Here is an 18732-nt window from a genome sequence, read left to right as displayed (position 1 = left end):
CATGAGAAGGGCGCCCCGTTACCCTTCTGAGAGCTGTTGAGTCGGGTGGTATAGGTGCGTCGTTCATCGTGGCTGAAACAGTTCCAGAAATGACTTGAACCCGGCTGCGGCAGCAGATCAAGTCGACGTCTTGCCGGGTCAGGCGGGTGTGGCGATATGTTTTACGCCGCCGCGGCTTGAAATGGCCCACCTTTCCACGCTCACCCGATAGATGGTTGAGTAGGGAACCTCAGTATTCGCTCAAATCTGTTGATCATCCCGTGAAGATCGCTAGTGTTCATTCTGCTCCACCGAACACGACACTATGCAGATCAGGGAATATCACGTGAAGCTCAAGAATTCAGTTCATGCCGCGATGCTCACCACGGCGCTGATAGCGGGAACCGCAGCCCCGGCCATCGCCGCCAGCGGCGGTTCCGCAGTCAGTGCGGCGGACCGGGTCACGGCCACGGTGCAGAAGGCCACCGGTACCGCCGACGTTGCTCCTGACAGCACCAGGGGCACGGTCATAGCGACGGACCGCGGGCTCGTCACCGTGACGACCCCGGCCAGCGCGACGGGCGGGTGACCGTGGCGGCCTCTGACGGCTCGGCGGTGACGATGACCTTACCCGCGGCGGTCGACGCCGCAGGTACCACCTCGGCGGCCGGCACTACCGTCTACCCCAACGCGGCCGCGCACATCGACCTCGCCACCCAGGCCACCGTCGGCGGTGGAGCCCGCGCCCTGGTCACCCTCAAGGACGCCAAGGCCCCCACCACGCAGCGCTTCAACCTCGGTCTCCCCGAGGGCGCCAGCCTGGTGGCTGATGGGACCGGCGGCTACGACATTGTCACCTCGGCCGGCGGCGCAGGCCTCGTCGCCCGGGGCCACATCGACGCCCCTTGGGCGAAGGACGCCAAGGGCAACGCAGTTCCCACCGGGTACAGCCTGGAGGGCAACACCCTCGTCCAGACCATCGAGACCGGCCCCGACACCGCTTTCCCCGTGGTGGCCGACCCCCATTACACCTGGGGCATCATCAGCGGCACCGTGTACTTCAACAAGAGTGAGACCAAGGTCATCGCCCTCGGCGGAACCGTCGTGAGTTGGCTGCCGCACCCGGCTGCGGTCGTCGGGGGCCGTTCCCTCGCGGGCATCGCGGGGTACGCAGTTGCGACCGATCAGTGCATCAAGTTCAAGGTCAGCCCCGCGCTGGCACCCCTTTCGCCGGCGGCAGCCGTGGCCGGAAGCGGCACTTACAAGGGCAGCGCCGGCGACGGATACTGCAGGTAAACAGACCGGCAGCCACTCGATCCCGAACTGGGACCACGGCTGACCCTGGCAGCCGAAGAGACACATTTCGGCTTCCGATTCAGAAAGGTCGCGGAATGAACACTCTAACCGCTCTGGCGTCGGCCGCTTTCGGCTCCACCGTATACCTTACGACTCTGTCCACGGTGAAATGGCTGAACCAGCTAAACCCGCGTGTTAAAGTCGCGGGCCTAGTTGTGGCCGGCTTGGTTCTGTGCGCAATTATCGGGGTTATCGCGTTCGCGAGCCAGAGCGTCGTGGTCGGATTCATCGTGGGCGCCGGCCTGACACCGCCCGTACACCGATGGATCCTGCAACGACGCCAGCACGTCGCCAGTTCTTGACCTTCGACGAAGTCGAATCTCAGAGAACCCGATAGCGCCCCCTCGCGCCGTCCGATGCTGCGGGCGAGGGTGGTGCCAGCGACCTCCCACAGGTACGGCGGTGGGCCGCACGAAGTGTTTCTTGGGGCCCACCGCCGTCCGCTTGGAATGCGCACCAGTGGCCGGACGGCGCTGGACGTGGTGCTCGGGAGTGGAGGCTTCGTCTGGGTCGCCTCCTGGCCGTCTGCCGTACTGGGCATGCCACGCTGCTTCTTCGGGCGGTGCTTCTGACTCCGGGCACGGCGACGCAGCCCACACTCGCCGGGAGTCGTAACATCGCCGTCAATTCGTGCCGGGGAGTTGCACGGACATGTCATGGCGTTGACGTGCCGTTTGACCGATCACGGGTTCCGCTGGGCAAGCCCTCGGCACGGAGGGCTTGCCCAGCGTCCGGATCAGGTGGCGGGACGGTTCCCGAAGTCGTGGTGTCACCGCCTGGGACGCGAAGACCCGGAGCCGACCGACGCCACCTCGCCAGCTGTACACCGGAGCCATGAGACGAACCATGCAGAACGACGCCAGCGACCCGGGGGACATGTGGCACGCCTCGCCTCCCTCGGCCGCCTCGCACCCTTCGAGCCCGCCGACGCGGTGCCCTCCCTCCGCCGGCCCGACGACATCAGCCGGCGAGGGTGGCCAGGCCCGCGCCGGTCACCCCGGCCGCGCCAGGTGGGTCCGGCCGCCGGTGGCCATGGTCGCGTAGAAGGTCCGCTCGTCGGCGGCGAAGGCCACACCAGCGACCCAGGACGAGCACTGCCGCGGCAGCCAAGGCTGACTGATCCACACAGCAGTAGGCTGCGCTGGCCATGAACATGCACACCTCCGACCGGAACGACCTGCCGGACGAGCCACCAATCCGGCGGGTCTTCCGGGACGTCATCGCCGACCGTCTGGCAGACCCGCAGCCACCGCAGGCCGCGATGTTGTTCCAGTCCTCGGTCGACCCGTTCTGGACGGACGACAGGTTCTTCCTCGGCGACTTCTACAACGGGATCCTCCACCAGGACACCTGCCAGCCAGGCACCGCCGCCGGCGTCCCCCTGCTGGCGGCCCTGGCCGTCGATGACCGGGTGCCACCACAGCAGCGTTTCAAGGCGATCAACCTGCTGTTCAGCACGGCCACTGCCGCCGACCGCCACCTGGCCGACTGCTGGCCCAACTCACCGCGGCATGTAAATCCGGAGAGCGAGGACCGAGCCCGCGAGGCGGTCCGGTCTCACACACCGGACCTGCTCGCCCGGTGGGCAGCCAAATGTCCGGCAGTTCGGCTGGCCCTCGCCGGCCTCGCCGTGGTGTTCCCTACTGCCCGCACGCTGCCCGCCCTGACCCCACGGCTTCGGGGCTTCATCGAGCAGCACCCACAGGGGACCGACATCGGCGACTACGTGCGTTTCATCCTGGTACTGGCCGCCGAGAACGACGACCAGACCCTCGCAACCGTCGAGTCGCTCACCGACGCCTACTGGGAGGGCACCTCTCGCGGAGCACCGACACCAGCCCGAGCCCTCCACCTGCTCGGCCAGATGCTGAACCGGGTCGGAACGGGCCTCACACGATCACGCCCTGGGGAATAACGTGACCGTGGACGTGAGGAATTACGTGAACGTCCACAAAAGCCCAAGCTGATCGCGCCGAGGTTGGCTGACCAGCAGTTCTTCCCCAAAATGCTGGGCCATTCGAGGAGAGCGCCCGTATGTTGGTGTCATGGTGGATGAGGGAGAGCAGCAGCTTTTCGTGAACCGGTGGGGCGATACGTCCGGACCGGAGCTGGTTGGACGCAAGTCCTACCGGGAGACCTGCCGCTGCTTCGATCAGCGCAAGCCGCACCAGCGTGCTCGCGTCGGGTTCCACACCGAGCTCCAAGACACCTCGGCTCCGGGCTGGCAGCACCTACTTGAGCTCATCGACGAGGCGGCCGCCGACGGTCGGGAAGAGCTCCGTCCCCTTGTTGAGCTCAGCCCCGAGGAACGGCGGCAGGTCGTCACTCTACCGCCGGCCATCGGCAAGCTGACGGCGGTCAAGCACCTCGTGCTCTACGGCAGCAACCTCGTCCGGCTCCCACCCGAAATCGGTGCGATGACCAGCCTGGAGGAGTTCACCCCTTACACCTCCTACCGGCTGCACTGGTTCCCCTACGAAATCACCAGATGCACCCGGCTCGTGAGGAGCACGGTCAGCACGCGTTCTCTGTTCGGAAACTACAAGCTGCGGGCACCGTTCCCCCGGCTTGCACCCGCTCTCAGCTCGGTCGCCGGCCTCGACACAACAGGATTGGACGCACGTCGCTGGGGCACGACAGCCGTCTCATCATGCAGCGTCTGCGACCAACCCATAGAGCAGGGCGGACTCCATCCGGTCTGGATCTCCTTGCGCGTGGCCACGGATGTCCTGCCCCTCCTGGTCAACGCATGCTCTCCGCAATGCGTGGCTGCCCTTCCCCAGGCGCCCGAGGACTACGTCCAATCCGCGCATACGGGCGGCCGGGTCAGCCAACCCGCAGCTGACTGGGACTGAACAACAAGCACCTAATCGCACACGCAGGCGACATCAAATCTCATTGACTTGGATCTTCGATCTGCCGCCGCAGTGCCATCCGTCGCCATCGACAAACGCCTCCCGAAAAGGAGGACATAGCCAGTGAAGCGAAGGTCGGTCCGGGGAGCGGGTGGCGCTATCTCTTCCGCGGTGTGATGGTCGGCGACGGCCACCGCCCTATGGGGAGGCCCCTGCGCGCCGCCCAGGACGAGGCCGGGGTCCCGCCCGGCGTCTGGAAGGGCCGGGGCCTGGCTGCGGTCGGCCTCGTGGCCGGGGATGTGGTGACCGAGCGGCAGGCCGAACTCCTCCTCGGCGAAGGCCGGCACCCGGGCGCCGACCGGATCGAGCGCGAGCGCCTGGAGGCGGGCGACACCCCGGCGAAGGCGCGGCGGGCAACGGTGCTGGGCCGCCCGATCGAACGTCACCGCACGGCATGCAGCTCCCAGCCTGGCAGCACGGCTCCGGGACGATCACCAGCTGGCCCACGTCGTCCACCGCAACGGCGCCCGTGTCCCTGTCCGCGTGTGGGCAGAGGCGGCAACCCTGGCCAAGTCCGCGGTGGCCTACAACGCGGGCACCCTCAACCGCACCCGCGAGGCCGGCGTCAGGTACGTGGAGGTGTTCGACGGCATGCACTGCGGGTGGGCCAGCCACCAAGACCCTGACAAGGCGGCCCGGACTGTCCGAAGCGTCGAGGAGGCCGCAGAGTTTCCGCGCACCCACGCTGCCGCCGGTCTTTCGGTCCTCGCCCCGACGTGATCCCTAAAGGGGTCGTCGGGAACACTGCTATCGGGATCTGGTCCGACGGTCCTGGCATTTGTCACTTATATCGCGACAATCCGTCGCGAATGAGGGAGATGGAGTCTTCGATTTCATCGGTGGCGCAATAGGAGAGTTGGCGAAATTGTTTACATAAGGCATCAAGCGCCACCAAATCGTAAGGGCTGGAGCGCACGATTTCCTGCAAGTGAAGCGCGTAAGCGTGCCAGATCTGCCCGATTGCACTGAAGTGTCGCGACAGGGTAGCGGCCGACTCTCCGCGACCAGCTCCGAGGGCGCGAATAGTCGGCCGGTTCGCGAGATGTGCTGGCAGGCCTTCACGCTGCAGCTCTGCCAGTTCTAGGCGGTAGGCCAAGAGGGTGGTCGAATCTATTTCAAGTCCTTGTTTGAACTTCATGGCCTCGCGTAGTAAAACTTGCCAAGCCTCTTCCGCCCGCAGTGCCGGAAAGGTCAACGCTAGTTCTGCGGTGATTCTGGCAATCTTCCGCCTGTGTAGAATTTTGGGCAGTACGCCCCCGATCATCCACAGGCCGCCGATCACGCTTCCCCAAATGACTGCTTGCGCAGTCACTGCGGCCCCGCGGGCAGGTCAGGGTCGCGCACAAGCAGGGGGTACCCCAATTGCTCGGATGCAGATTTAAGCTCGCTCACGAGAGCCGACCTGGCCGAGATCAGGGCAGTAAGCCCGTCAGAGGAGCTGGAATTACCTGCTTGTCGGAAATCTCTTTCTGTGATCAGAATCCGCTTTAGAGCCTCCTGGTAGGCGGCCCAACGGGCGACAATGCTAGGAAATTGCTGTGAAATGGCAAGAATAATGTCGGTGTGCTCAGATATCTGCGCCCGATTCATTGTGATCCGCTCCCGAAGTGCGGCTGTGTCTCGGCCGTCATGGAGAGATGCAATTAGGAAAGAGACATCGCTGACCATCTGGCGGCTGGTCTCACGGATGTGCAACATGCGATTGAACAGCAATTCCCGACTCCGCCGCTGCGTCGCCTCTGTGGACTCTATTTCCTTCCTCTGCATGCGCTTGGTCACACGTGGGGCGATCAGGGCAACCATGATGGAAGCAAGCGCACCAATTAGTGCAGCAATCGTCGCGCTGTCCACGGGACCTCCAAGCCTTCCCCCATCCCCAATGATCTGCGCGGGGGCATGCCATCCTTAGATGTCATTGATCCACTTTCGGTCCCAATGTTAACCATCGAGTGGCGCTCGGTACATGCATGTTCACATCCTGTTACAGGAGTTGTGCATTCCGGTGGTCGCTCGCCCTCCGGCGCACCAATCTCACGGCGGGGACATCTACGCTTGGGTCGCGAAGGAGTCCTAAGGGTTGTCCCGTAACTGATCTTTGGCAGTACGAGAGTGGCTGGCCGGTATCGCATCCCAGGTTCCCGTTGGGGAGGCACTGACCTCGGTTCACCCCTGCGACCGCACGACACAACAGCGGGTAGCAGCCGCCTCCACCCGACAACGTGCGTACCTCCCGACCTGGGGAGATACGCAGGGCCCTGTTATCGTGCGTCGATGTAAACGATCAAACAGTTCCAAGTGACCTTCGACTGCGCGGAGCCTGCGCGCGTCGCCGCCTTCTGGTGCGAGGTGCTGTGGTACGTCGTGCCGACGGTCCCGGAGGGCTTCGCCACGTGGGAGGAGTACCACCTCTCGCTGCCGCCCGAGGATGAGATCTACTTCGCGTGCACCGATCCCTCGGGTGCGGGCCCGCGCTTGCTCTTCCAGCGAGTTCCTGAAGGGAAGATCGTCAAGAACCGGGTGCATCTCGATGTGCGGGCCGGCACAGGGCTCGTGGGTGATGAGCGCCTGGCCACACTCGAGGCCGAATGCGCACGGCTGATGGCACTGGGCGCGAAACACGTGCTGACGCAGCGCGCCGATGGCGTCAACGAGTCGTGCATCACGATGCAGGACATCGAGGGCAACGAGTTCTGCCTCGCCTGATCCTCCTCCGAGACTGCGAGGTGGGGAGCCGTCTCCGGCCTTGGGGAACATCGGGGGAGCCGATATCGGCTGACCCGATGTTCCCCAAGGCCGGTCTCCCGCGGACCTCTCAGGTCCCGCATGCGGCGGGAGTCATCCCGTGAGAGCCAGGTTGTGGAGGCGGGCAACGCCGTGCATCGCGTGGCGCACACCGTCGCCCCTCAGGCGGCAGTCGCGCAGGATCTTCCAGGTCTTCATACGGGCGAAGGCGTGTTCCACGCGGGCGCGAACCCGTTTGTGGCTCTTGTTGTGGGCCTGCTTCCAGTCGGGCAGTTCCTCGCCCTTTCGCTGGCGCTGCGGCATGATCAGCCCGGTGCCCAGGTAGCCGCCGTCCGCGATCGTCGTAGTGTTGCCGACTGACTGCTTGGCACCGGACTCGGCCCATGCCCGACAGTCGTTGCGGTTTCCCGGCAGAGGCCGGCCGACCACCACGACCAGGCGGGTGTCGGCGTCGATGACCACCTGGTGGTTCATCGACTAGTGCTGTGACCGCATAGGTTCGCCGGGTTGGCGGTTGGAGCGGTTGGATGGGCGGTGAAGTCCGTCCGACTGCTGGAGGTGTGGTGGCCGAGCCTGTGCGGGTGCGCAGACTGACCGATCAGGAAGGGCAGAAGCTGCAGCAGATCGTGCGCCGGGGCAGTACCAGCTCGGTGCGCTACCGCCGGGCGATGATGCTGCTGGCGTCCGCCGGCGGGAACCGCGTCACAGTGATCGCGCAGCTGGTGCAGGCCGACGAGGACACGGTGCGTGATGTGATCCACCGGTTCAACGAGATCGGTCTGGCCTGCCTGGACCCTCTATGGGCGGGAGGCCGTCCCCGCCTGCTCACCCCTGACGACGAGGACTTCGTCGTCCAGACGGCCACCACCCGCCCCACCAAGCTCGGCCAGCCCTTCACCCGCTGGTCGATCCGTAAACTCGCCGCCTACCTGCGCCGCGTGCACGGACGCGTCATCCGTATCGGCCGAGAGGCCTTACGGTGCCTGCTGTTGCGCCGCGGCATCACCTTCCAGCGCACCCAGACCTGGAAGGAGTCGCCCGACCCCGACCGCGACGCCAAGCTCGGCCGCATTGAGCAGGTGCTGGACCGCTTCCCCGACCGGGTATTCGCCTTCGACGAGTTCGGGCCCCTGGGGATCAGGCCCACTGCAGGCTCCTGCTGGGCGAAGCAGGGCAAGCCCGACCGCCTGCCGGCGACCTACCGCCGCACCCACGGCGTCACCTACTTCCACGCCTGCTACTCCGTGGGCGACGACCGGTTGTGGGGCGTCAACCGCCGCCGCAAAGGCACGGCCAACACCCTGGCCGCGCTGAAATCGATCCGTGCCGCCCGGCCAGACGGAGCCCCGATCTACATCATCCTGGACAACCTCTCCGCCCACACCGGCGCCGACATCCGCCGCTGGGCGAAGAAGAAGGTCGAGCTGTGCTTCACCCCGACCTACGCCTCCTGGGCCAACCCGATCGAGGCCCACTTCGGACCGCTGCGCCAGTTCACCCTCGCCAACTCCAACCACTCCAACCACCCGGTCCAGACCCGGGCCCTGCACGCCTACCTGCGCTGGCGCAACGCCAACGCCCGCCACCCCGACGTACTCGCCGCCCAACGCAAGGAACGCATCCGCATCCGCAGCGAGAAGGGCATCCGCTGGGGCGGACGCCCCCTCGCAGCCGCAGCCTGAGCAACCCGGCGAACTGGGGTGGCGGCAGCGCCAGGTCGCATCTCTCAGGGGTAGTCCAGGGTTGTGATCAGGGGGATCACTGATGGCGACAGCGACTGTTCGCAGCAGAGTTGGCGTAGTGAACAAGTCTCATCAGCGCCGCTCTGGAGAAACCTGGATGCATATCCGTCTCGCCGTCACCACCCTCGCCCTAGCCACCGCTCTCACCGCTGGCGCGGCTCTGCCCGCGGCCGCAGCCACGCCTGCCTCCAGCGCCCCGGCGTCCGTGAACCCGGCCGTCCAGAACATCCTCGACCGCCTGCCCGACGACGTCGTCGCGGGCGCGCTGATCAGAAGGGACGGCGTGGGGGCCGCTGTCGGCCCGGTCACCGCTGACGCGCATTTCCGGATCGGCAGTGTCACCAAAGTGTTCACCAACACAGTGGTTCTCCAGCTCGTCGCTGAGCACCGGATCGGCCTGGACACACCGGCGCGGAGGTACGTCCCCGAAGCACTGCCCGAAGCCTACGACCGCGTCACCGTGCGCTAGCTCCTCGACCACACGAGCGGCCTGCCCAAGCCCGTATCGACTCCCTGCCCGGCCGACGGACCCGGATGGCAGCTCAAGTCCGTGACGCCCGAAGACTTCCTGCGCGACTCGTTCGCCGCAGCCACCGACGTGCCGCCCACCCCTGGCTCCGAGCAGCAGTACAACGGGCTCAACTCCTTGGTACTCGGCCTGATCGTTGAGAAGGTCACCGGCCACTCCTTCACCAACGAACTGGAGCACAGGATCATCCGGCCGCTGCGCCTGCGCCACACCACCTTGCCCGCCGCCGACGACCCGACAATCCCCTCGCCCCACGCGGAGGTGTACGTCGACGGGCAGGACGTAACCGAGCAGAGCCCGTACCCGTGGGCTGAGGGAGGCATGATCTCCACCGCCGCCGACCTGGACCGCTTCATCACCGCGCTGTTCCGGGGCCGCCTGCTTCCGCCCGCCCAGCAGAAGCTGGTGTTCGAGGTTCCGAACGTGCAGAGCGCCGCCGACAACACGAACTGCGTCGGCCAGGCGGCCTGCTACAGCGTCAGCGGGCTCCTGCGCTACCAGCTCCCGGACGGCGAGTACGCCTGGGGCAAGACCGGTTCCCGCCCCGGCTGGAACAACGGGATCTTCACTACCCGCGACCTCCGACACCGCGTGGTGTACTCCCTGAACCCGACGGGGACCGGCAATGAGCTTCCGTACATCAAGGCGCTCGTCAACGCCGCCCTCGCCGACTGACAGCCGGACCGTCCATCCACTCCAGTGCATGGCGACCAGCGGTTGGGGCTCGGGCAACCCGGCAAACCTATGCGGTCACAGCACTAGCTGCATGAGGAGTCTTACCTGGCGATAGCCGAGGGGAGGGGTCTCTCCGTATCCCGGGGGCCGGCGGTCGCACGGAGGGTACAACGGATCGGTGGCCCCTCGTCGTGGAACGGCCGCGGCAGACGAAGTCCACGCCCCACTGGCCCTGGCCGAGTAAGGGGGGACCAGCGGGGCTGGTGGGTCCTCTAGCGGGGAGGTTCCCAGAGCGACGCTGCTACCAGGGGAGTTCCGCGCTGATGGTCTTGCCGCCCTCGGGCATCGGCTTGATGCGGATGTGGGTGGCGAGGCGCTTGATCAGGGGCCAGCCCCACCCGCCGGTTCCTTGTGTGCTGGGGGTTCGGGGTTGGGGATGCTGGGGGCTGCGGTCGGTGACGCGGACGTCGATGGAGTGGTCCAGGAGTTTCAGGCGCAGAGTGCATGGGCCGTCGGTGTGTCGGACCGCGTTGGTGACGAGTTCGCTCACCACCAGGAGCACGGCGTCTATGCTCCCGACCTCGGCGGGGGCCCGTAGGCGCGCTGCGCGGGCGAGGAAGGCGCGCGTGGCGGCCCGTGCTGAGGCGGAGGGCTGGGCGGCACGGGACAGGGGCTGATCCAGGACGGCGGTGCTCACCTGTTCCTCCTTCCGTCGATGCGGCTCGTATGTCGCGCATGCCCCGTTACGACACCTGAAACCGGGGCCACGCCTACAGCGGTCGCCGCCCCTCGTACGCCAGCCGACCCACTGATGATCAGCCCCGAGTGAGCTGAATGCGATCCCGAGAGGCGGCCATGGGCAGGCGTACACCTCTACCGTCTGCGGCGTTGCCGCCCCGGCCAGGGCGCCCAGTCCATGTGGCCCGGCGTGACGGTGATGCTTCCGGGGAAGCCGGCACCGGCGGGATGGAGCGCCGTATCGAACTGCTGGCCTCGGGCGTCGACAACCAGACGCAGCCCCCCAATTTGCCGGGAGGCCACCGCGGGGGTTACGCGGTGGCTGTTTTTTGGCTGGGGGTGTGCGCGACGAGGGCGTGGGCGGCGGTGGGGTGGGCGGGTAGCAGGGCGCTGATACCGGTGAGGTCCAGCAGCCGCTCAAGGCGGTCGGGGACGGTGGCGAGGACCAGGGTGCCGCCGGCGGTCTTGGCGCAGCGGAGAATGCCGACGAGGGCGTTGAAGCCGGAGGAGTCGCAGAAGGTGACGGCGGCGAGGTCCAGGATGAGGTGGCGGTGGCCCTGCTCGATCAGGGCCAGTGCCTGGGCGCGTAGGTGGGGGGCGGTGGCTACGTCGAGTTCCCCGGCGACGTGGGCCAGGGCAAGGTCGCCGTCGGTGTGCTGTGTGGTGAGGCGGAAGTCGGTCACGGGCGTCTCTCCGGCGTCTCGCCGGCGGGGGCGATGGTGTGGGCGGTGGCGGTGGCGGTGAGGCCGTCCGCGGCGTCGGCGAGGGGAACGGACAGCGCCAGCAGGGCGACGTCATCACCGGCCCCGTGGGGCATGGCATCGAGGAGGTCGACGGTGTCCTCTATGACCGCCGCCGCGCTGACGGGTGCCGTGCGCGCGGAAAGGAATCCGGTCAGGCCCTCCTCTCCGATCATTTCACCACCAAGGGTGCGGGCCTCGGTCAGCCCGTCGGTGTAGAGGAGCAGTCCTTCGCCGGGGGCGAGGTGGATGCTGCGGGAGGCGAAGCGTGCGCCATCGAGGGCTCCGATGAGCATGCCGCCCTTGGGGTGCACCGCTTCGACTGCCCCGTCGCCGCGCAGGTGATAGGCCGGAGGGTGCCCGCCGGTGGCCACCGTGACGGTGAATCCTTCCTCCTCGTGGGGTCCGAGGACGCCGAAGACAGCGGTACAGAACCGGGTGCCGACAGCAGGGTCCAGCAGCAGTGCGGTGTTCAGCGAGGTGAGGACCACGTCGGGGTCGGGGTCGACCAGGGCCGCGGCGCGCAGGGTGTAGCGGGTCAAAGAGGTCAGGGCGGCGGCTTCGGGGCCCTTGCCGCACACATCGCCCAGGAAGAACGCCGCATCGCTTCCTTGACGCCCAAGCGAGTCACGACCCATCGGACACGGCCTAGGCTATATCCGGCCCGTGCCGGAACGGAGTGTGCGGGACAGGCCCCGGTCCCCAGCGACGGGACGCAGTACGGCCGGGGCCGCCCCCGCCGCTGGCCGCCGTGCGAACCCGGCCGGGGCACGCGCTGCGCCCAGGGCGCACGGGCCAGAACGCATGGACTCCACGGGGTTCGGGTTCGGGATCCGCCCGGCGCCGGCCGTTTCGTGGGTACTGCACGGCGGGGGAGCGGCCGGATTCGAACCGGCGTCCTCCCCTCTTGCCAAGAGGGCGCGTCTACCAGCTCAGCCCAGTACGGGTGGGAGCTGATCAGGCACGACAGCTGGCGTGGCCGAGGGCCGCCCGAACGGCTCTGAGCGCCTCGCTCACTGTTTCGTCAGAAGCAGCCCGAAAATCGCGATGACCGGAGCCCTCCGATCGCCGCCGACGATGTGCACCTGGGCCTCCGGGCGGCCCGGGATGCACGCGATCGCGCCCTCGCGGTGTAGCCATACCTGGACCGAAGTCGACATTTGCGGGTAGTCGAAGGCCCATCTCCCCTGCTCCGTGCACGTCCCGATTCGCAGGGTGTACTGGCCGCCCTGCCCGGGCTCCTCGGTCAGGGTCAGGGACGCTGCATCCTTCGGGGCGGTCCACACCCCCGGATAGTCCATGTACGGCCCGGAGCAGGAGCCGCAGGCCGCCGCCACCAGCGCGACGACGGCAATCGCGGCCGCGGCGCGAGACGGCATGTTCGACAGCCCCCTGGGGCTGTCGGCGCAGATGACGGTGGCCGCGCACGAGGCAACCATCGTCAGGGCGCACCAGAGGACCCAGGGCCCCGAACCTGCTGTTACCAGCACGAATATGAGGGCTAGCGCGACGATCCACGAGGCGGCTGCCCGGCAGGCGGCAGCGGTGTTCCGGGGAGTGCGCAGCGCCAGCACCGCGACCACGACCGGCAGGACCGCTAGTGCCAGGTAGAGCAGAACTACGCACTCCATGACGAGAGTGCCGTCGTAGTCCGGCACCAGCATGGTGGTGTCCGCCAGTGCGAACGTCCCCACCAGCCCCCCGGTCTCCACCGCGAGCGCCGACCACAGTACGACGGCGAGCCGACGGCCCCTCGCTTCTTCCCCCACCAAAGCCCCCAGGATTTGAGCGCGTTCAATTAGTGGGAGCATGGTACTGGAACCGGCCATCCCGTCGAACGGCCAGCGCCCGGAGCGGGAGCTGCCCACCGAAGGGAGCAGTGGCACCGCGCCGGAGCGGATAGCCACCTGCTTCCCCTTCCGCCGGTGCGGAGGTGTGGGTGCGGGCGGCGCGCCGCAGCTCGACGCCGCCAGCCAGCCAGGCGGCGGAAGCCGCCCGCCAGCGGCGGCTGTGCCGGTGAAGACCTCGGCGGACGAACGGGCCTTGGGGAGCCCATATCCGCGGGCGCGGGATCGACCTCTGCCGCCCCGGGGAAGGCGAGGTACTCACCGGGCCACCCCCGCGGGCATCGCGGTCAGGCCCTCCAGGTAGATGTCGACCCCCGCGCCTGATGGTCCGCTACCCGGTGGGCCCCACCGGCGGCGGCGGGTCGACCCCGCGCCTGCGGGCATGGTCCCTCGTGGGTGAACTGGACCGCAGCCGGAGATGATCCGGAACGCGGGTAGCCGGACCTGAGCGTGGCGCAGTCGACCCCACGCTTGCGGAGATGGTCCGCGCGCCGGTGAGGTTGACCTCGCGCCCGCGGGGATGGTCCGACAGGCAAGCACCATCAGGCCGTCCGGACGTTGTCGACCCCGCGCCCGCGGGGATGGTCCGGACATGCTGGCCGAGACGCTCACCGCCCTGAAGGAGGATCTGGCCACGGCCGCGGTGAAGGATCCGCGCGACCTCGACCTCGGTGACCGGGCCCGCGCTTTGGAACAGCTGAAGGTGCACCCGGCCGCGTGGTGTCGTTGGTGCGGGAGATCCTGCCGGAGCGGGAAGCGGGCTTCCTGGTCGGCTCACGGTAGTGGCCGCTGCTGGCCGCCCGTATGCAGAGGATCGGCGAAAGCGAGGGCACACATACTGTCGCCCGGCACCTGAACCGTCTGACGGCCGGAACCTCCTGGAAGAAGGCCCTCAGAAGCGGCTTTGGTGGGCCGCCTCGTGGACGCGAGCCTCCACTCCCTGACAACGCCGCCGTCCGTGGCGGGGCCGGTGGAGCATCTGTGTCACTCCGTGCTCTCGAGCCACCGCTTTGCGGCCGCCCGCGACTCCGGATATCCGACGTCGGCGATGCTGAGGTAGCGGGCGAATCGCTGGAGAACCTCTTGGCGCTCCGGTGATGTCACCACCACCGTGCCGATCGAGGATTGGGAGGTGCTTCCGCAGCACAGCACGTTCCCATCACGGGACAGGGCGAGGAATTCCGGACGCCCATGGCCGCTGCCGAGGATTCCGGCCGCGCCCTTGCCCATCATGTCCCAGGGGTCCCGCAATGTCACACAGGTCCATCGGGACGGGCTTTCAGCATCGGGCTGCTGCAGCGCGATGAAGAAGGTCGGGTCGTCCTCCTCGAACAGTCCGTGGGCGACCGAGAGGCGGTACCAGTCGGCATTCCCCTTCTCGTGGAGAAGAGGATCCTGCAGGTCCACCCACGCTTCGCTGCGTGAGTCACCCGGCCGGACGCTCATCATCTGGCCTGCGACCGCAGGAGGGACGGCATCCTCCGGGGCTGCGATGTCCCTGTCCAAAAACAGGCCGATCGCGGCCAGTTGACTCTCGAAAGTAGACGGATCCGACATTCCTTTTTCCTTTTCTTATGGGTTAACCGGCCAGGAGTGGCCTGTATATCCCCCGGGAAATTGATAGGCGCCCCGGATTCTTCATAGCCCGGTGATCACGGCATCTTCGTTGCTCCGGATGACGTGACGGCAGCCGGGATGCGTCCCCGGTTCCGGGGCCACGATCTTCCGGCGGTTGTGTTCGAGGGCTTCTTCCCGGCTGCTTCGTGGCGCTGGCCCGCCTCACCTACCGGGCCCAGCCGATGCCGAGTTGGGCGAGGGCGGCGAGCTGGGCGGGGTCGAGCCTGTCGCGGCGCGCCTTCTGGTTGGCGAGCCATACCCCGACGCGGTGGATGTCCCCGTCGGGCATTTCCTGCACTCCGGCGCGCCCCGGCAGGGCGCCCTCCCGCGTGATGTACTGCGTGAGAGCCTCAAGGCCCTTCTGGAAGGCTTCGCCGCCCGCGCGCGGCCCGGTGCCCGTGGCCGTTTTCGCCGCCGTCCTTCGGGCGGGTGGGGCCTTGGTTACGCCGAGCGTGGCGAGCCTGCACCGCTGTTCGGCGTTGAGCCGGTTCCAGTTCCGTTGTTGGGTGGTGAGCCACCGTCCGATGTCGTCGCCGTGCCGGGTCACACCGGGGACGATCGCGGTCAGCCGCGCGCCTTCGGTCAGGAGTTGGGTGAGGTAGGTGTAGTGGCGTTGCCAGTCGATCGTCCACCCACGTTCGCCCGGGTTCCAGTCGGGGTCGATGGCGGCGAGCGCGGCGGCCCGCCGGCGGGCCCGGCCGGGGTCCTTGCCCAGCCCGCCCGGCCGGCGGATGTTGGTGAGCCATTGCCCGATCGCGATGTCGAGGATGGTGGCTCCCCGTGGAGCCGCGAGGGTCCCGTGGAGGGCGTAGTAGGCGCGGGCTGCGCCGAGGTTGGTCTCGAACCCGTGGTCGGCGGTGTCCCAGACGATCCCGAGTTCTTCCAGCTCGGCCGCGCGTTCGCCGGTCATGGTTCCGGCGCGGTAGGCCCGCCGCTGGTCGGACAGCCACCTGCCCAGCGGGAACGCCCCCGCTGTCTCGACGTGCTCGTACGGGACGTCCAGATCGCCTTCGCGCTGCCGGTAGCGCAGCGCGGCCTCCGCGCCCCGCCGCCAGTCCTGCCGCTCGGTGTTGATCACCTGATAGGTGATCCATTTCGCGATCAGCGCCGGGTCTCGCGGCGTCGCGAACCGGAGTAGCAGCCGCGACTCCTCTTCACCCTCCTTCGGGGCCTTCCCGACCGACACAGACGGCTCAACGACGCGTTTCTGATTCTCCTGCGGAATCGCAAGCATTTCCACGGCGCGGGAGTCGTGGGCCCGCAATCCTTCCAATACCCGAATAAGAGGGCGGTAGGAATTAGAGGAAAGCATGTCCTCCGGTTTTTCATCCGCGCCCAGAAAGACGGGCACGATCAGGGTTGCCGTCTTGCCCTGGCCGGGGTGCTGGCGCAGAGCCCGTCCGATGGCCTGGACGATGTCGACGGCCGACCCCTTGGGGTCGATCAGGGCCACACTGTCGGTCGCCCTGATGTCGACGCCTTCACCCAGGACCCGGCAGTTCGAGAGCACGGCACGGCCGGCCCGGCGCCCGAAGTCGGCAAGTACGGTCTGCCGGTGGGCGCCTTCGTGTTCCCCGCACAGCCACCCCGACCACACCCGCTCCGGATGCCGCACCGGATCCACGGCGTGAAGCCGGCGCGCTACCCGGTCCAGGCCAGCGGCGAAGGCCTCCGCCTCGATGGTCCGGTGATGGAACGTGATCGTCGTCTGCAGCCCGTGCGCGGACATGGTCTCCAGCAGGGCGGTCTGCATCGCGGCGAGCCGCTGCCCGCGGAGCTGCTCCTCGTACCGCTCCTCACCCAGCAGCCGGTCCGGGGTCACCACCGGGTCAGTCAGCTCGGCGACGACGATCTGGTACTTCGCCAGCAGCCCGCGGGAGATCGCCGATGCGAGGGAGAGTTCGTAGACGACGGGCCCGAACACCTTCTCGTCGTCCATCGAGCACGCGAGCTCCTTCGGGAGCCGGTCCCAGCGCGCCCGGGAGACGTACGTCTGCCCCTCGGCCTCCGCCTCCCTGCGCTCCTCCGCCTCGACCTCCCTACGCAATTCCTCGTCGGCGAGCCGACGCGCTTCCTCAAGCTCCTGCCCCTGCGCTCGAGACCGCGGGGGGCGTTCCATCCAGATCCGGGGGGTGGCGGTCATGTAGAGCCGGCGCATCGCCGGAATCACCTCCTGCCGGTGGACATCGGCCCACGCCTTCCCGGCCGACCCGGACGTCCGGTGCGCCTCGTCGACCACGACCAGGTCGAAGAAGTCCATCGGTAGCCCGTACGCGCCCTCGTGCGCCTCGGCGATGACCGGCAGCGACGCGTACGTCGCGTACACCGTGACCGGGCCGCGCCCGTGCCACAGCCCCAGCTGCGGCGCCGACGTCGTCGTCCGCACATCGAGCTGCCACAGCTGCGGGTCGTCCTCGAGCGAGCAGACCGCGACCGCCGGCCCGGTGTGTCCGGCGAGCCGCCACTCCCGCACCGTCTGCGTGAGCAGGTCCAGGGTCGGCAGGAGCACCAGGACCCGGCCGTGCCGGGCGAGCCGGAGTGCGGCAGCGGCCGCCATGAACGTTTTCCCGGTCCCGCACGCCGCCACCACCGTCGCCCGCAGACCAGCCTCCGGAATCAGCCTCCCTGGCGGAATATCCAGCCCCCGGACAATCGCCTCCACCGCCTCCTCCTGATGAGGACGCAGCACGATGTCACCAGACTTCTGCATTCGGCACTCCGCTGAATTCGAAGCGGCGGACAGACCCGCCGGGGAGGGGGTGGCGATGTTCTCGGGATCCTACACAGCTACACACATCACATCCGAAGTGATGCACACTGAAGACTGTACCGCGACCGGCCGGGTGCGCGGGGTGCCCACTACTTTCGGAGGCTGGGCGCACGGCGCCTCACAGACGCCGGTTGGGTCAAGAAGCGGTGTGCGCGCCAGCCGCACGCGTGGCATGCGGGTCGGTGTCTTCGTGAACCCCGCCGGCCTGAAGCGGGGGGCCGGCCCCTGTGGCCGAGCCCGGTGCGGCGAAGCTTTGAGAATGCGTCGGCTGGCTGAACCCTTGGAGGTCCGATGGCGCTCGGAGTCGTTCTGCTCCCGGCGATCCTTGTCCTGGTGGTTTTTGCGGCGTGCGTTGCCATCGCGTTCTTCATGCCGGAGGAGAAGCGGACCGGCTGCCTGCTCGTGTCTGGGGCTCTCTTCCTGCTGTGGGCACTCACGCTGGTGATGTTCCTGGCGGGGACGAGCTCCCCGTGACACAGCCCTCCAGCTGCTGCCAGCAAAGCCCGCTTGCGGGCTGGAGGACGAAGCCGGACGGTAGTAGGCGGAGCCGCCTGCCGCCCCTTGAATCAGGCTGACGGGGTCGGCGCTGGCAAGCGTTCGCTGGGCCCTTTTTCCCCGGCGCCGGTTAGGCCGTGACCACCCCCGCGCAGACCGGGAGGTTCTGCCGTTGGGTTTCCCGTGCTGGATCTTCGCCACCGACCCCGTCGGAAAGGGGACCTTAGCCGGGGCCACTGACACCGCCGCCGGCACCCGACAGACCAGCCCCGCTCCCCGCTGTCGCCAGCCGGGCCCGCGGCAGCGGGCCTAGGTCCTGAAGGCGAAGCCGGAAGGACCAGAAGGGGTGGGAGCGTCAGCGGACATCCCTTCAATGCCCCCGCTTGCGAGGGGCATCTGGTGCCGCGTCAGCGGCACCAGCCCGGCGCTTGCGCCGGGCCTTCCCCTGGACGTCCGCTTGCGGACGTCAATTCCCCGCGCTTGCGCGGGAATCTGGCGAAGCGTCAGCGAAGCCAGGCCGGAGCGCAGCGGAGGCCTTCACTCCTGAGCGCGCCAGCGCTCAGGGTCCCGCGGAGCGGGACCCTGAG

The 18732-nt window shown here is 67.8% G+C and carries 17 protein-coding genes, 1 tRNA gene and 3 pseudogenes; 10 read left to right on the top strand and 11 right to left on the bottom strand.

Features of this window, described 5'->3' with window-relative positions; all coding sequences use genetic code 11:
* The first annotated feature begins 325 nt into the window (after positions 1–325).
* Together AB0F82_RS35990 and AB0F82_RS35985 are read left to right on the top strand one after the other, a co-directional pair.
* Complete coding sequence (locus AB0F82_RS35990; RefSeq protein WP_362635410.1) at positions 326–568, top strand: hypothetical protein; 243 nt, start codon at positions 326–328, stop codon at positions 566–568.
* Positions 569–600: 32 nt separating this feature from the next.
* Positions 601–1275: a hypothetical protein gene (locus AB0F82_RS35985; protein ID WP_362635407.1), complete on the top strand. Its 675-nt coding sequence runs from the start codon at positions 601–603 to the stop codon at positions 1273–1275.
* Between the two features lie 1052 nt (positions 1276–2327).
* Here the strand turns inward: AB0F82_RS35985 and AB0F82_RS35980 are convergent.
* Positions 2328–2462, bottom strand: a complete 135-nt coding sequence (locus AB0F82_RS35980; RefSeq protein ID WP_362635405.1) for a hypothetical protein — start codon at positions 2460–2462, stop codon at positions 2328–2330.
* Positions 2463–2482: 20 nt separating this feature from the next.
* Between AB0F82_RS35980 and AB0F82_RS35975 the strand changes: the two genes are divergently transcribed.
* The 4 genes and pseudogenes from AB0F82_RS35975 (at position 2483) to AB0F82_RS35960 (ending at position 4970) form a co-directional block, all read left to right on the top strand.
* Positions 2483–3250, top strand: coding sequence for a hypothetical protein (locus AB0F82_RS35975; RefSeq protein WP_362635403.1), 768 nt, complete (start codon positions 2483–2485; stop codon positions 3248–3250).
* A gap of 130 nt (positions 3251–3380) precedes the next feature.
* Positions 3381–4190, top strand: coding sequence for a leucine-rich repeat domain-containing protein (locus AB0F82_RS35970; protein ID WP_362635401.1), 810 nt, complete (start codon positions 3381–3383; stop codon positions 4188–4190).
* A 176-nt stretch (positions 4191–4366) separates the two neighbouring features.
* A pseudogene (locus AB0F82_RS35965) lies at positions 4367–4642 on the top strand (relaxase domain-containing protein); the annotation flags it as partial.
* 91 nt (positions 4643–4733) lie between these two features.
* Positions 4734–4970, top strand: coding sequence for a hypothetical protein (locus tag AB0F82_RS35960; RefSeq protein ID WP_362635445.1), 237 nt, complete (start codon positions 4734–4736; stop codon positions 4968–4970).
* Between the two features lie 61 nt (positions 4971–5031).
* Here the strand turns inward: AB0F82_RS35960 and AB0F82_RS35955 are convergent, their stop codons facing one another.
* Together AB0F82_RS35955 and AB0F82_RS35950 are read right to left on the bottom strand one after the other, a co-directional pair.
* Positions 5032–5532: a hypothetical protein gene (locus AB0F82_RS35955; protein WP_362635398.1), complete on the bottom strand. Its 501-nt coding sequence runs from the start codon at positions 5530–5532 to the stop codon at positions 5032–5034.
* Positions 5533–5558: 26 nt separating this feature from the next.
* A complete protein-coding gene (locus AB0F82_RS35950) occupies positions 5559–6101 on the bottom strand; it encodes a hypothetical protein (protein WP_362635396.1) in 543 nt (180 codons plus the stop codon).
* A gap of 444 nt (positions 6102–6545) precedes the next feature.
* Here AB0F82_RS35950 and AB0F82_RS35945 point away from each other — a divergent pair, with 444 nt between their 5' ends.
* The gene (locus tag AB0F82_RS35945; RefSeq protein ID WP_436842255.1) at positions 6546–6953 is read left to right on the top strand and encodes a VOC family protein; all 408 of its coding nucleotides are present in this window, start codon (positions 6546–6548) and stop codon (positions 6951–6953) included.
* 132 nt (positions 6954–7085) lie between these two features.
* Here AB0F82_RS35945 and AB0F82_RS35940 read toward each other — a convergent pair.
* Positions 7086–7469 (bottom strand): annotated as a pseudogene (locus tag AB0F82_RS35940) (transposase); the annotation flags it as partial.
* Positions 7470–7555: 86 nt separating this feature from the next.
* Between AB0F82_RS35940 and AB0F82_RS35935 the strand changes: the two are divergent.
* Together AB0F82_RS35935 and AB0F82_RS35930 are read left to right on the top strand one after the other, a co-directional pair.
* The gene (locus AB0F82_RS35935) at positions 7556–8674 is read left to right on the top strand and encodes an IS630 family transposase (RefSeq protein WP_362635393.1); all 1119 of its coding nucleotides are present in this window, start codon (positions 7556–7558) and stop codon (positions 8672–8674) included.
* 82 nt (positions 8675–8756) lie between these two features.
* Positions 8757–9938, top strand: a pseudogene (locus tag AB0F82_RS35930) (serine hydrolase domain-containing protein).
* 301 nt (positions 9939–10239) lie between these two features.
* On the opposite strand, the gene AB0F82_RS35925 reads toward AB0F82_RS35930, so the two are convergent.
* The 7 genes from AB0F82_RS35925 to AB0F82_RS35895 all read right to left on the bottom strand — a co-directional run bounded on the left by AB0F82_RS35925 (position 10240) and on the right by AB0F82_RS35895 (position 17590).
* Positions 10240–10635, bottom strand: a complete 396-nt coding sequence (locus tag AB0F82_RS35925) for an ATP-binding protein (RefSeq protein ID WP_362635390.1) — start codon at positions 10633–10635, stop codon at positions 10240–10242.
* Between the two features lie 352 nt (positions 10636–10987).
* Positions 10988–11359, bottom strand: a complete 372-nt coding sequence (locus AB0F82_RS35920) for an STAS domain-containing protein (RefSeq protein WP_362635388.1) — start codon at positions 11357–11359, stop codon at positions 10988–10990.
* Positions 11356–12054 carry a PP2C family protein-serine/threonine phosphatase gene (locus AB0F82_RS35915; protein WP_362635386.1) on the bottom strand — a complete coding sequence of 233 codons (699 nt, stop codon included), beginning with the start codon at positions 12052–12054 and terminating at the stop codon, positions 11356–11358. Before AB0F82_RS35915 ends, AB0F82_RS35920 begins: the two co-directional genes overlap by 4 nt.
* Positions 12055–12294: 240 nt before the next feature.
* Positions 12295–12354: transfer RNA gene (locus AB0F82_RS35910), tRNA-Ala, on the bottom strand.
* Between the two features lie 75 nt (positions 12355–12429).
* Positions 12430–13185 carry a hypothetical protein gene (locus AB0F82_RS35905; protein ID WP_362635383.1) on the bottom strand — a complete coding sequence of 252 codons (756 nt, stop codon included), beginning with the start codon at positions 13183–13185 and terminating at the stop codon, positions 12430–12432.
* A gap of 1062 nt (positions 13186–14247) precedes the next feature.
* Positions 14248–14820 carry a hypothetical protein gene (locus tag AB0F82_RS35900; protein WP_362635382.1) on the bottom strand — a complete coding sequence of 191 codons (573 nt, stop codon included), beginning with the start codon at positions 14818–14820 and terminating at the stop codon, positions 14248–14250.
* A 226-nt stretch (positions 14821–15046) separates the two neighbouring features.
* On the bottom strand, positions 15047–17590 hold the full coding sequence (locus tag AB0F82_RS35895) for a DEAD/DEAH box helicase (protein WP_362635379.1): 2544 nt from the start codon (positions 17588–17590) through the stop codon (positions 15047–15049).
* 351 nt (positions 17591–17941) lie between these two features.
* On the opposite strand from AB0F82_RS35895, the gene AB0F82_RS35890 reads away from it, so the two are divergent.
* Positions 17942–18124 (top strand): hypothetical protein, encoded by a 183-nt coding sequence (locus AB0F82_RS35890; protein WP_362635377.1) that lies wholly within the window; start codon positions 17942–17944, stop codon positions 18122–18124.
* The last annotated feature ends 608 nt before the right edge of the window (positions 18125–18732 follow it).

Source organism: Streptomyces virginiae (assembly GCF_040638905.1).
Taxonomy (GTDB): domain Bacteria; phylum Actinomycetota; class Actinomycetes; order Streptomycetales; family Streptomycetaceae; genus Streptomyces; species Streptomyces virginiae_B.
The sequence above is the reverse complement of the archived record's forward strand: the minus strand, read 5'-3'. Positions and strand labels throughout refer to the sequence as shown.

Bases quoted from the DNA above. Each gene is read 5' to 3' on its own strand.
- AB0F82_RS35985 (WP_362635407.1), top strand. From the start codon at position 601: ATGACCTTACCCGCGGCGGTCGACGCCGCAGGTACCACCTCGGCGGCC.
- AB0F82_RS35975 (WP_362635403.1), top strand. From the start codon at position 2,483: ATGAACATGCACACCTCCGACCGGAACGACCTGCCGGACGAGCCACCA.
- AB0F82_RS35970 (WP_362635401.1), top strand. From the start codon at position 3,381: ATGGTGGATGAGGGAGAGCAGCAGCTTTTCGTGAACCGGTGGGGCGAT.
- AB0F82_RS35915 (WP_362635386.1), bottom strand. From the start codon at position 12,054: ATGGGTCGTGACTCGCTTGGGCGTCAAGGAAGCGATGCGGCGTTCTTC.
- AB0F82_RS35900 (WP_362635382.1), bottom strand. From the start codon at position 14,820: ATGTCGGATCCGTCTACTTTCGAGAGTCAACTGGCCGCGATCGGCCTG.
- AB0F82_RS35895 (WP_362635379.1), bottom strand. From the start codon at position 17,590: ATGCAGAAGTCTGGTGACATCGTGCTGCGTCCTCATCAGGAGGAGGCG.
- AB0F82_RS35890 (WP_362635377.1), top strand. From the start codon at position 17,942: ATGGCGCTCGGAGTCGTTCTGCTCCCGGCGATCCTTGTCCTGGTGGTT.